This is a genomic window from Pseudomonas sp. UV AK001 (genome assembly GCF_046097675.1).
Classification (GTDB): domain Bacteria; phylum Pseudomonadota; class Gammaproteobacteria; order Pseudomonadales; family Pseudomonadaceae; genus Aquipseudomonas; species Aquipseudomonas kribbensis.
In genome coordinates, this window is the sequence record NZ_JBJUVZ010000001.1 from 1,679,932 (window position 1) to 1,691,904 (window position 11,973).

Genomic DNA, 11,973 nt, shown 5'->3' on the forward strand with positions numbered 1-11,973 from the left:
CCTCACTCGCTATCAAGCGTAGCGACGACCTGACCCGGCTCCACCGGATCACCGTCTTCAACCTGAAAGGCACTAAGGCGCCCCGCCGTCCCGGCGGTCAGTTCGGAAAACTGCTTCATGACTTCGATCAGGCCAATCACCGTGTCGGCGCTGACTGGATCGCCGACTTCGACGTAATTCGCCGAATCAGGCGTGGCCTTTCGGTAGAAAGTCCCGGGTAACGGGGTGATGACAGAGTGTTCGGCCATGTCTGTTCCTCTTGGAATAGTTGTAGAAAGGCAGGCAAAAAATGTTTGAACCCCGGCGTCTGTGTGCCGGGTGTTTCGTTTTTATTCAGCGGGGTCGGCGCACCTCGATCCCGGCGGCATCGAGCGCCTTGCGGGTGGCCTCGACCAGCGCCAAAGCGCCCGGCGTATCGCTGTGCAGACAGATGGAATCGAACTCGATCGGCAGATCCTCACCCTCGACGGTGCGCACCACCCCCTCCTGGCAAGCGCGCAACACACGGGCGGCGACAAATTCCGGATCGTAGGCGCGAACATTGCGGGTGAAGACGATGGAGCCGCTCAAGTCGTATTCGCGGTCTGCATAGAATTCGCGAACAACCGGTTGGCCGAGTTCTTTGGCGACACGCCAGATAACCGAATTCGGCATGCAATACAGCAACAGATCGGGCTCCAGCCGTTGCAGGTTTTCCACCAGCAGACGCGCTGCTTCTTCGTCCCGGGCCAGATGCATGTACAGCGCGCCGTGAGGCTTGATGTGTTGCAGCGTCACGCCCTGCACCCGCGCCAGTTCGCGCAGTGCGCCCAGTTGATAAAGGATGTCGTCGACCAGTTCCTGAGCCGGTGCATTGATGTGTCGGCGCCCGAAACCCACCAGATCGCGAAACCCCGGATGCGCACCGATGCCGACCTTCAGACGCTTGGCCAGCTCGACGGTGCGACGCATGGTGCCGGGATCGCCGGCATGGAAACCGGTGGCGATGTTGGCGGAACTGATGAACGTCATCAGTTCGTCGTCGACACCATCGCCGATGGTCCACGGGCCGAAGCCTTCGCCCATGTCCGAGTTGAAATCTACTGCCTGCATAACCCTTGCTCCTGACCCTTGTGACTTCATGCAGGCCACGTTAAATTCCCGCCAACCCCTTGGGAAGATCTATTAACAGATAGGGTATCTTCTGAAAAACAGATACCTGAAAAAACAGGAACACCCATGTCGTTGACCTTGCGTCAGGTTCGCTATTTCGTTGCCACCGCCGAGATCGGTCAGATCTCCCAGGCAGCGATTCATTTGAATATTTCCCAGTCGGCGGTGACCACGGCGATCAAGGAACTGGAAGGCATGCTCGGCACGTTGCTGTTCCAGCGCTCGGCACAAGGCATGAGTCTGACGGATGCCGGTAGGCACTTCCTGAACCGCGCCTACGTGATTTTGCGCAGCGTCGACGACGCGCTGAACAGCCCGCTACCCGACATCCGCGCCAGCGGCCTGATTCGCCTGGCCGCGAGCTACACGGTGATCGGTTATTTTCTGCCGCACCATCTGCAACGGCTGGAACACTGGCACCCGGACGTCGCCATCGAAGTCCACGAGCAGGAACGGCAGGCCATCGAACAGGGATTGCTGGAAGGCAAATTCGATATGGCGGTGGTGCTTACCGCGAACCTCACGCACCCCGACATCGTTTCGGAAACCCTGTTCAACTCCGAACGCCGGCTGTGGCTGCCCAGCCACCATCCGCTCTGTGAGCGCTCAGCCGTCAGCCTTTCGGATGTCGCGCTGGAACCCTACATCCTGCTGACCGTGGATGAAGCGGAACAAAGTGCCATGCGCTATTGGGAAAACGCCCGCCAGCAACCCAACGTGCGGGTACGCACCAGTTCTGTAGAAGCCGTGCGCAGCATGGTCGCCAATGGCAGCGGCGTGGCGATTCTCTCGGACCTGGTGCACCGTCCCTGGTCGCTGGAAGGCAAGCGCATCGAGACCCTGACCATCACCGACAAGGTAACCCCGATGAGCGTCGGCCTGGCCTGGCACCGCGAGCGTGAATTCAGCCCGGCGATGCAGGCCTTGCGCAATTACTTCCACGATGCGTTCCTGGCACCGCAGCAACTTTCTGCACGGCGCTGACGCACAGGATCAGGCAAGAATTCAGTAGAAATGCACTAACGGAATGTGGGTTCGGAGCGGGAGGATGGCTGTCCGACAGATCCATCGAGGACGTTCCCATGCTTGTACAAGCCTACGGTGCCCACGCGGGCGACAAACCCCTTGAGCCCATCCAGATCAATCGCCGCGCCCCTGCGGCCCATGACGTCCAGATCGACATCGCCTTCTGCGGCATCTGCCATTCCGACCTGCACCAGGTGCGCTCCGAGTGGGCCGGCACACAATTCCCTTGCGTCCCGGGACACGAAATCGTCGGCCGCGTTTCGGCGGTCGGTGCCCATGTGTCCGAATACAAGGTCGGCGATCTGGTCGGCGTCGGTTGCATCGTCGACAGCTGCAAACACTGTGAGGACTGCGAAACCGGCCTGGAAAACTACTGCGACGGCATGATCGGCACCTACAACTTCCCGACCCCGGACGCCCCCGGCTGGACCCTCGGCGGCTACTCGCAAAACATCGTGGTGCATGAGCGCTACGTGCTGCGCATCCGCCACCCCGAAGCACAACTGGCCGCTGTCGCACCGCTGCTGTGCGCAGGCATCACCACTTACTCGCCCCTGCGTCAGTGGAACGCCGGGCCGGGCAAGAAGATCGGCGTGGTCGGCATCGGTGGCCTGGGCCACATGGGCATCAAGCTTGCCCATGCGATGGGCGCGCACGTGGTGGCGTTCACCACATCCGAGTCCAAGCGCGAAGCGGCAAAAGCCCTGGGCGCAGATGAGGTAGTGATTTCGCGCAATCCGGAAGAAATGGCCGCGCACTCCAAGAGTTTCGACTTCATCCTCAACACCGTCGCCGCGCCACATGATCTCGATGCGTTTCTGGTGCTGCTCAAGCGTGACGGCGCGCTGACTCTTGTGGGCGCCCCCGCCTCGCCGCATCCATCGCCAAACGTGTTCAATCTGATCATGAAACGCCGCACCATCGCCGGCTCAATGATCGGCGGCATTCCCGAGACCCAGGAGATGCTGGATTTCTGTGCCGAACACGGCATCGTTTCCGACATCGAGCTGATTCGCGCCGATCAGATCAACGCGTCCTATGAGCGGATGCTGCAGGGCGATGTGAAGTATCGGTTTGTGATCGATAACGCGACGCTGGCTGGCTGAATACATCACAACGAAAGGAACCTGCAGACTTTGACCGTCGTGAAGATACCCCCCTGTTTCCAGCGGGGGGGTATCTTCTGATACGTTTTAATGTCAAAGGTCTGTTTCATTCATGAAGCACCCTTTCTTTATATTCCAGCAAGATTTTTTCGATAATCAACGAACGAATGTGTAGTGCTGAAATTTTATGTTTTTCGGCAAACTCTTTTGCTAGCGTCCCTACACTGGTGGTCCGTATTTTTTTGTCCTCGCAATATTTAATTTGAACATCATCCTCCCACGTCAACGTAGCCAGATAGTCATCGCGCAACGTCCCGTATGCCTGAGTCAAAAACACAGATCCCATGTCGATTTTCGCAATGGTTTTGCTCTTCACCCGAAAGGTTTGATGATCGATCCTGCCTCTGGATCGCCAGCTTCTTTCTTCTGCTACAAATGTTGCGGTCACATCAGAGTCTTCTGAGGATGTGATGAAGCACGGGTCATACATCAACTCGTCACTGATCATGATGACCTGTTCAAGAGGCCGTCCACCGCCCCCCTCGCTCTTTTTAACCTCGATCATCATCCCGACCTGAGCGCCATCGCCATCTTCATCGGCAACTACAGGATCGCGCCATTTATAAACAGGAACTCCGGAACCGCTGCCCATAGAGGAATATCGATAGGTGGATTTGAAGGGAAGTTTATCTTCCCTGTCAGTCTCGTAACCGCTCTGCAGGTTGCCGGTATTGACAACGTTGACATCCGACATGACGACAAGGCCCCTGTCGCTGTAACGCAGGCCGGCTTGTTGGGCGGCAAGTCTTGAAATACCAAAGCCTGCAATCGGTTGGTCGCACGTCCAGGAGACAATTCCGACGTTAAGTTTTTCCATGACGTCTCCGACATTATCCATATAACACTTTGCCTCCGTTCCATGGACAACGAGGAACGTAGGGCGTTCTTTGGCATGGGCCGCCCACAAAAGCGCTCTGCAGAAATTGATGTCTTTCAGCAGCGCAGGACAACCAATTGTCGGAACAGCCATGACTTTGCGATGAACGTCATTGCATCCGGGTTTCAGCAACATTTCAAATTTGAACTTGACCTCTGCCCTTCCTCGTCGTTGGCGCAGTTCTTCACACTGCGCAGGTAAATAAATATCAGAGCAACCCACGGGCTGATATTTCATGGCGCCTTTGCCACCGTTATCGTGATATCGATAAACGTATGAGCAATAGGCCACCGCATTGCACTTTTTGAAATCTGAAAGTTTCGCCGGTATTTGCGGGTACCCCAATCCGAGTGCCACACTGAATGTGTCGTCAAAGATCGCTAACGGGCACTCTTGCCTGATCATTTGTTCGCCGATGTGTTCGTCATCCTCATCATAGATACCGGATGCCGCCTGGATATCCTCTTCCATCATGCTGGATTGATCCATTTCCATCTCGACACGCTCCCTGGTCGTCCCTAGATATGAAACTCGAAGATCCTGTTGCCCTTGCTTTCGAGCGTTCGCGCCAGCTCTTTCCACCCCAGCGTCTCGACCAGGCGTATCGACGGTATGTTCGTCCGTGCAATGTTCGCCCGTAACCTTATCGAGTGCGGTTGCTTGCTCAGATGCACAAGCAGTTTTCCAATGGCATCGGTGGCAACTCCATAGCCCCAGAACGGCCGGGCGACCCAATAGGCGATGCATGTGAAGGGCAGTTCGTTACGTAACGTGATCGCTCCAATAAATCCAGCCTCCGAGTGTCTGATCGCGTAGGCCTCCTGACCATTTCCGGCACTGACCGACCTGATGTGCGTCTGGACCTGTTCCAGACTGATACGCGGCGGCATTCGGCCAAGCCTCCAGACATCCGGGTGAAGTGCGTAGTGGAAATACAGATCGGCATGGGCTGCCGCCAAAGGCTCTATCGATATCGAGGGACGAACCGACTTGGGAACGTACGCGTCTTGGGCAGGTTTGCCGGGTAACAGGCTCGCGAACGGAAACGGAGTTTGCGCTCGAGTGACGATATCGTTGTCTGCAGCACGCTCCCAGATATCCGTTTTCATACCTTCGAACAACGGTGTCATGCGCCGGTTCTTGTCCGGCCCCGCCGAGATCAATAAATCATGTGCAGCGGGATACTCTGCAAACAGCGGTCCGACTACAAAGCAAAGCCGAATGAATGAGCGAAGATCCGGCGCCTCTCGCAGAGCGTATTTCTCAGCCATCTCCAACGCCGTTGCCAGCCGAGCGTCCGACTCCGTCGATGACAATCCCATAACAGTATGCGGGGCTGTTTCCTTGAGGTTTAGTACCACCCTCCTGCCAAGCTGTTCGCGCGCGTTGTTGTCGAACGCCTCCATCTGTTCGCGTCTGATCATCAGCATACAATCGACCGTCCATTGGTTTATTGGCCTGCCTGTCTGCGCCAAACTCAAGTTTGTACGCGTTCAACTTCACAAGATAGTGGCATTCAGCCATTTTGCAGACTACCTTATTCATGCCACATCAACCGCCCCCCGGCCAGTCGCCCGACGCATGGGAATGGCAGCTCAGACAGAAACACTGTCAACCATCGGGTAGCGTCAGTTTTAACAGGAATGGATTTCACTCTGGCGCAACTTTTCGTTGTGCCGACCAGGACGGAGTTCAAGGCATGCTGGACGCCAACGCTACCCACATTACCCTCACGCTCGAAGGCGCTTCGGCCGATCTGCAAGTCCTCAGCTTCACCGGTCGCGAAGCCCTCAACGAACCGTTCCGTTTCGACCTCGAACTGGTCAGCGCCCGTCCCGACCTCAACCTCGAAGAACTCCTGCACAAGCCCGGCTGCCTGACTTTCGGCGCCACCGGCGAAGGCAAGATTCATGGCTTGGTGTATCGCATCGAGCAAGGCGATTCCGGCAAGACCCTGACTCGCTACAGCCTCAGCCTGGAGCCACAGCTGGCCTACCTGCGGCACAACCATGACCAGCAGATCTTCCAGCAACTGACCGTGCCGAAGATCATCGCCCAGGTACTGGAAGATCGCGGCATTCTGGCCGACGCCTACAGCTTCCAGCTCGGCGCCGAGTACCCGGAACGCGATTACTGCGTGCAGTACGACGAATCCGACCTGCACTTTATCCAGCGCCTGTGCGAAGAGGAAGGCATTCACTTCCACTTCCAGCACAGCAGCAGCGGCCACAAACTGGTGTTCGGCGACGACCAGACCGTGTTCCGCAAACTGAAACCGGTGAACTACCAGCAAGACTCCGGCATGACCGCCGACAAACCGGTGATCAAGCGCTTCAACCTGCGCCTGGAAACCCGCACCAGCCGCGTCAGCCGTCGCGATTACGATTTCGAGAAACCGAAGATCCTGCCCGAAGGCGCAGTCAAATCCGCGTTCATGCCGGACCTCGAGGACTACGACTACCCCGGCCGCTTCACTACACGTGAGCGCGGCAAGTTCCTTTCGACCCGCGCCCTGGAACGCCATCGCAGCGACTACAAACTCGCCGAAGGCAAGGGTGACGAGCCGACGCTGACCACGGGCCATTTCCTGACGCTGGCCGAACACCCGCGCGCCGAGTGGAACGACCTGTGGCTGCTGCTGGAAATCTTCCACGAAGGCAAGCAGCCGCAAGTGCTGGGCGAAAACGTCACCAGCGACGTCACCGACAACAAGAGCGATTTCCACCAGGGCTACCGCAACAGCTTCGTCGCCACCCCGTGGGACGCCCACTACCGCCCTGCCCTCGAACACCCGAAACCGAAAGTCCTCGGCAGCCAGACCGCCATCGTCACCGGCCCCGCCGGCGAAGAAATCCACTGCGACCAGTACGGCCGCGTGAAAGTGCAATTCCACTGGGACCGCGACGGCCAGGCTGACGACAAGACCACTTGCTGGCTGCGCGTCGCCAGCGGCTGGGCCGGCGCAGCCTACGGCGGCATCGCCATCCCGCGCATCGGCATGGAAGTGCTGGTGACCTTCCTCGAAGGCGACCCCGACCAGCCGCTGGTCACAGGTTGCCTGTACCACAAGGAAAACGTCGTCCCCTACGACCTGCCGGCGAACAAGACCCGCAGCACCTTCAAGACCCTGAGTTCACCGGGCGGCAAGGGCTACAACGAGTTCCGCATCGAAGACAAGAAAGGCGTCGAGCAGATCTACATCCACGCCCAGCGCGACTGGGACGAAAACATCGAGCACGACCAGAAGATTCGGGTTGGCAATGAACGGCATGACACGGTCGAAGCCAATGTTTTAAGTGAATTCAAGGTTGAAGAACACCGCATCACTCATCTGGATCGTGTCAGTGAGATGCGTGCCAACGATCACCTGACCGTGGGCGTGACCCGCCATGTGAAGGTCGGCACCGGGCAGTTCGTTGAAGCGGGTACGGAGATTCACTACCACGCTGGCGAAAAAGTGGTGATTGAAGGCGGGATGGAGCTGACGGCGAAGGCTGGGGGGAGTTTCGTCAAGGTGGATGCGGGTGGCGTGACCATCAGTGGTGCAGAAGTGAAGGCCAACACCGGTGGTGCGCCGGGGGTGGGTTCCGGTATCCAGATTCTGGACCCGGTCATTCCGTGGATAGCTGACAGCGATAAAAACGGCCAACGACTGAAAGCCGCTACGACTGCCACTGCGCCCCGTATCTCTGCGCCGTCCCTATCGGCTGCCGAACGCAAAAAGGCCCTTATACAACGCCAGAATCGCCAAGTCAGACCTCTCAAACAAGCGGCCGAAGACGGAAAGCCATTCTGTGAGATCTGTTCGAAATGAATGCTCCGCATGAATCAGACCTGAGCCTGGTCACATGGCTTATTCGGGAGTTGTGGAGCGCAGGGAAAGGTCCGCAAGCACCGCAGGTATATGCATTGCTGGACGGTGCTCGGGATGACCGAATCGAACCCATGATCCGTGCGAGCAAGGCCAATTTCACCTGCCTGTACGCAGGACGTCTCACTCCGGCGCTGTCTGCCGTTGCACCCTATCTGGTACATCTTGATCCTGATCAAGCGTTCACCGGTTCATTGCTGGATCTGGGGTGGGGAGCAAGCTGGGGGTATTTTGTCGTTGCACCACCTGATGTTTCCCTCCGCCAGTTACGCCGTCACTTTCGCACCTTGCTCAAAGTAGTGGACTTCGAAGGCAATGAGCTCGCCTTTCGCTTCTACGACCCGCGAGTGCTGCGCACCTATTTACCGACCTGCATGCCGGAAGAAGTCAACGCCCTCTTCGGTCCCTCCCTGCTTTTCATCACAGAAACAACAACGGAAGGCTCACTGGTTGCGTACTCTGTCGCCCGCTCTTCCGACTCCGGTGCACAGAAGTGCACACTGCAGATGAGGCTTGGAAGCCTCAAATAAACGGCAGAAAGAAACACGAGAAATTCAAGAGCAATTGTGCAGAACCCAAATCTCGCAACCACTGCAATCAGCACGATGCCCCGACAGCAAAACCATCGAATCCGCCGAGCGGTTCAGCTCATTGATCTTTCCCCCCACACCAAGTAAAAAACCCTCTCCTTTTTCCATTCTTGCAAGGAGCAGCGGATGCTCGAGCTATCCACGGATCGACTGGACCTGCGCACGATGGTCGAATCCGACTGGCCGTTGTTTCTCAGGTTGCATTCCGAGCCGCAGACCATGCAGTACGTGTTCGGCGAGATTGCCGAGGAACAGGTCCGCCAGGGCTTCGAGCATCGACTCCCGGAATGGGGCCCGCAGTCGGAGCACTGGCTGTGCCTGGTGGTGACCGACAGGACCAGCGGCCACGAGCTGGGCGTGACCGGTTTTCGCATCCTGTCGCCGGGGCACGCGGAGGTGGGATGCCTGCTGTTGCCGGAGCATCAGGGCAAAGGCTTTGGCACCGAGTCGCGAAAGGCGATCATCGACTACGCCGCGGCCATCGGGCTGAACTCGCTGGAGTCGACCGTCACCGATGGCAATATCGCGTCCTGCAAGGTATTGGAAAAATGCGGCTTTGTGTTCGCACGTCGTGTGCCGCAGGCCTACCGGATCGGTGATCGGTGGTTCGACGATCTGATCTACCACTATCAAATCCGCTGAGCCTTGCGCTCAACGACTCGCCAAGGAGGCCTCTCGTCGTGAATCCCTATCAATGCCTGCCACCCCGCGCTTTCTGGCGTACGGCCATCGCCGACAAGTCCCCGCCGGACATCGGTGAGCTGTGGACCCCGCAATTCGATATCGGCAACAAGGATGCCATCGTCACCGCCGGCTCCTGTTTCGCCCAGCACATCGGCCGCGCACTGGTGGAGCGCGGCATGCACTGGCTGGACGCGGAGCCCGCCCCGGACGCGTTGCCGGAGGCCGACTGGAAAACTCACAACTACGGGGTGTTTTCGTTCCGCACCGGCAATCTGTATACCCCGGCCATGTTGTGCCAATGGCTCGAATGGGCACTGGGTGTGAGCGCGCCGCCGGATGAGACCTGGGTGCATGACGGGCGCTTCTTCGACCCGTTCCGCCCCGCCGTGGAGCCCGACGGATTTGCCAGCGAGCAGGCGTTGTTCGACTCGCGCGAGGCCACCCTGGACGCCATCCGCGAAGCGCTGCGCCGGGCCAAAGTGTTTGTGTTCACCCTCGGTTTGACCGAAGCCTGGCAACATCGACAGACCGGTCTGGTGTATCCCGTGTGCCCCGGCACCGTACGCGGAACCTTCGATCCGCAGCTCCATCGGTTCTGCAATTTCGGCTTCATGGACACCTATGGCGACATGGTCAGGGCGGTGGAATTGATGCGTTCGATCAACCCGCAACTGCGCCTGCTGCTCACCGTTTCACCGGTGCCCCTGACGGCCACCGCCACCGGGCAACATGTGCTGAGCGCCACGACCTACTCCAAATCAGTGCTGCGTGCAGTCGCCGGGCAATTGTGTGAAGACCTGCCCGACGTCGACTATTTCCCGTCCTACGAAATCATCACCGGCACCCCGTTCAAGGGCGCGTTCTACCAGCCCAACCAGCGGGAAGTCACGCCAGAGGGCGTGGCGTTCGTGATGCAGCAATTCTTTGCCGGACTTGAAGCCGTCCAGTCGGTGCAGGCGCCGACCACCTCCACTAGTGTATCCAGCGAGGATCTTGTCTGTGAAGACGCCGTACTCGATTACTACGCCTAGGTTTCTGCTGCTGGGCGACTCCCATGCCGGCGTCATCGGCAAGGCAGCGCAGGCCCGTAAGCTGCCTTTCGGTGGCGGTCCGCTGGGCACCGGCCGGGATTTCGCCGTCGATTTCTTCCAGTTGACCCGTCATGACGTGGCCTTTCGGGATGCGGAAATGGATCGGCTGTACCGCCAGGCCCTCGACACGCTGGAAGTCCCGCAACTGGCGAAGGTCGGCGTACCGCTGGTGAGCACCATCGGCCTGAGCCTGCACTATCTGGCCACCGCGCCGAACTGGACCTGTTACCAAAATGCGCAGGGTGAGTTCGACGACGGTTTTCTCGCCGGGCCGTTGTTTGAGGCGGTCATCGACACCCTGTCCCGCCCCGCCCTGGCCTTCTATGAACAGGCCCTGGCGCTGAATCTCAAGGTGTTCGCCGTACTGCCGCCGCAACGGGTGCCGGAGCTGTCGGACCCACGCGTGTTCATGGCGGCGCAGTCATTGCTGATCGAACGCCTGCAAGGGCTTGGTGTCGAGTTGATCGACGTGCGCGAGGCAGCGAATGATGAGCAGGGTTTTCAGCGTGAGGCGTTCTGCGAAGGGGATGACCCGCTGCACGGCAACCTGGCGTTCGGTGAGTTGATCGTCGAGCAACTGATTCGGCGCGGCGTCTAGAAAAAAAGGGAGCGCATTGCTCCCTCCGATGTTTTCAAGCCTTGGGCTGCGTCCCGAGGATCGTCACCCGCTCGCCATAACGCGAATGCGGGAAGTAATCCCAGATCGCGTGGTGCTGGGTGCAGCGGTTGTCCCAGAACACCAGCGTGTTCGGCGCCCAGCGAACGCGGCAGCTGAGGGATGGCTCCCGGGCCACCAGGTCGAACAGCATGTTCAACAGCACCTGACTTTCGCCCCCGGACAATTGCACGATGTGCGACGTGAACCCGGAATTGACGAACAGCGACTTGCGCCCGGTTTCCGGGTGGCGCACCACCACCGGGTGTTCGGTCTTGGGCAGATTGGCCGGCGCCTCATAGCCTTTCCATGGAATTGCACCGTCGTGAATCGCGGTCAATTCGCCGAGAAACTGCTGCATCGTTGGCGAAAGCATTTCAATCGCCAGGTGCATGTTGGCGAACAGCGTATCGCCGCCCGTGCCGATGGCCGGGGTTTCCTTGACGTACAACATCGAACCCATGGACGGCGCCAGGTCAGCCGTGCCGTCGGTGTGCCAGGTTTCGCCGGCCACGTAGCGCGATTGCGCATTGGCGCGGATCACCACCAGTTCCGGGTCATCGCCATCGATGTCCTCCACCGGCAACGCCCGCAGTTCGCCGAACAACCGACCAAACGCCTTGTGCTCTTCCACCGACAGATGCTGATCGCGGAACACCAGCACATGATTCTCCAAAAAGGCCCGGCGGATTTCCGCGAGCTGAGCGTCATCCAGCGGTTGCGAAAGATCGACGCCGCCGATTTCGGCACCGATGATCGGTGTGATCCGGTCGACCGTGATGCGCTGATACGGCGCACGTTTTTCTGCGGCGATGCGCTCGATTGCCTTGAGTGCCAACTGATCCATGTTTCCTCACCTTT

Annotated in this window: 12 protein-coding genes; 7 read left to right on the forward strand and 5 right to left on the reverse strand. The window is 58.7% G+C overall.

Annotated elements, in window-relative coordinates; genetic code table 11:
* Nucleotides 1-2: 2 nt before the first annotated feature.
* Together ACKLNA_RS07675 and ACKLNA_RS07680 are read right to left on the reverse strand one after the other, a co-directional pair.
* Nucleotides 3-248 carry an acetyl-CoA carboxylase gene (locus ACKLNA_RS07675; RefSeq protein WP_085708515.1) on the reverse strand — a complete coding sequence of 82 codons (246 nt, stop codon included), beginning with the start codon at nt 246-248 and terminating at the stop codon, nt 3-5.
* Nucleotides 249-333: 85 nt separating this feature from the next.
* On the reverse strand, nt 334-1,092 hold the full coding sequence (locus ACKLNA_RS07680; RefSeq protein WP_408985478.1) for a 5-oxoprolinase subunit PxpA: 759 nt from the start codon (nt 1,090-1,092) through the stop codon (nt 334-336).
* A gap of 126 nt (nt 1,093-1,218) precedes the next feature.
* Between ACKLNA_RS07680 and ACKLNA_RS07685 the strand changes: the two genes are divergently transcribed.
* Both ACKLNA_RS07685 and ACKLNA_RS07690 read left to right on the forward strand, forming a co-directional pair.
* Nucleotides 1,219-2,136, forward strand: coding sequence for a LysR family transcriptional regulator (locus ACKLNA_RS07685; protein ID WP_408985479.1), 918 nt, complete (start codon nt 1,219-1,221; stop codon nt 2,134-2,136).
* 98 nt (nt 2,137-2,234) lie between these two features.
* Nucleotides 2,235-3,284 carry an NAD(P)-dependent alcohol dehydrogenase gene (locus ACKLNA_RS07690; RefSeq protein ID WP_408985480.1) on the forward strand — a complete coding sequence of 350 codons (1,050 nt, stop codon included), beginning with the start codon at nt 2,235-2,237 and terminating at the stop codon, nt 3,282-3,284.
* Nucleotides 3,285-3,390: 106 nt separating this feature from the next.
* Here ACKLNA_RS07690 and ACKLNA_RS07695 read toward each other — a convergent pair whose 3' ends face one another.
* Together ACKLNA_RS07695 and ACKLNA_RS07700 are read right to left on the reverse strand one after the other, a co-directional pair.
* Nucleotides 3,391-4,716 (reverse strand): hypothetical protein, encoded by a 1,326-nt coding sequence (locus tag ACKLNA_RS07695; RefSeq protein WP_408985481.1) that lies wholly within the window; start codon nt 4,714-4,716, stop codon nt 3,391-3,393.
* A 23-nt stretch (nt 4,717-4,739) separates the two neighbouring features.
* Nucleotides 4,740-5,651, reverse strand: a complete 912-nt coding sequence (locus ACKLNA_RS07700) for a GNAT family N-acetyltransferase; N-acetyltransferase (RefSeq protein ID WP_408985482.1) — start codon at nt 5,649-5,651, stop codon at nt 4,740-4,742.
* A gap of 269 nt (nt 5,652-5,920) precedes the next feature.
* Here ACKLNA_RS07700 and ACKLNA_RS07705 point away from each other — a divergent pair, with 269 nt between their 5' ends.
* The 5 genes from ACKLNA_RS07705 (at nt 5,921) to ACKLNA_RS07725 (ending at nt 11,055) form a co-directional block, all read left to right on the forward strand.
* Nucleotides 5,921-8,035: a type VI secretion system tip protein VgrG gene (locus ACKLNA_RS07705; RefSeq protein ID WP_408985483.1), complete on the forward strand. Its 2,115-nt coding sequence runs from the start codon at nt 5,921-5,923 to the stop codon at nt 8,033-8,035.
* Nucleotides 8,032-8,622 (forward strand): DUF4123 domain-containing protein, encoded by a 591-nt coding sequence (locus tag ACKLNA_RS07710; protein ID WP_408985484.1) that lies wholly within the window; start codon nt 8,032-8,034, stop codon nt 8,620-8,622. The genes ACKLNA_RS07705 and ACKLNA_RS07710 overlap by 4 nt, the downstream gene beginning before the upstream one ends.
* A 186-nt stretch (nt 8,623-8,808) precedes the next feature.
* A complete protein-coding gene (locus ACKLNA_RS07715; RefSeq protein ID WP_408985485.1) occupies nt 8,809-9,324 on the forward strand; it encodes a GNAT family N-acetyltransferase in 516 nt (171 codons plus the stop codon).
* A gap of 38 nt (nt 9,325-9,362) precedes the next feature.
* Nucleotides 9,363-10,397, forward strand: a complete 1,035-nt coding sequence (locus tag ACKLNA_RS07720) for a GSCFA domain-containing protein (protein WP_408985486.1) — start codon at nt 9,363-9,365, stop codon at nt 10,395-10,397.
* Nucleotides 10,366-11,055 (forward strand): hypothetical protein, encoded by a 690-nt coding sequence (locus ACKLNA_RS07725; RefSeq protein WP_408985487.1) that lies wholly within the window; start codon nt 10,366-10,368, stop codon nt 11,053-11,055. Before ACKLNA_RS07720 ends, ACKLNA_RS07725 begins: the two co-directional genes overlap by 32 nt.
* A gap of 34 nt (nt 11,056-11,089) precedes the next feature.
* Here the strand turns inward: ACKLNA_RS07725 and ACKLNA_RS07730 are convergent, their stop codons facing one another.
* The gene (locus ACKLNA_RS07730; RefSeq protein WP_408985488.1) at nt 11,090-11,959 is read right to left on the reverse strand and encodes a TauD/TfdA dioxygenase family protein; all 870 of its coding nucleotides are present in this window, start codon (nt 11,957-11,959) and stop codon (nt 11,090-11,092) included.
* Nucleotides 11,960-11,973: the final 14 nt, after the last annotated feature.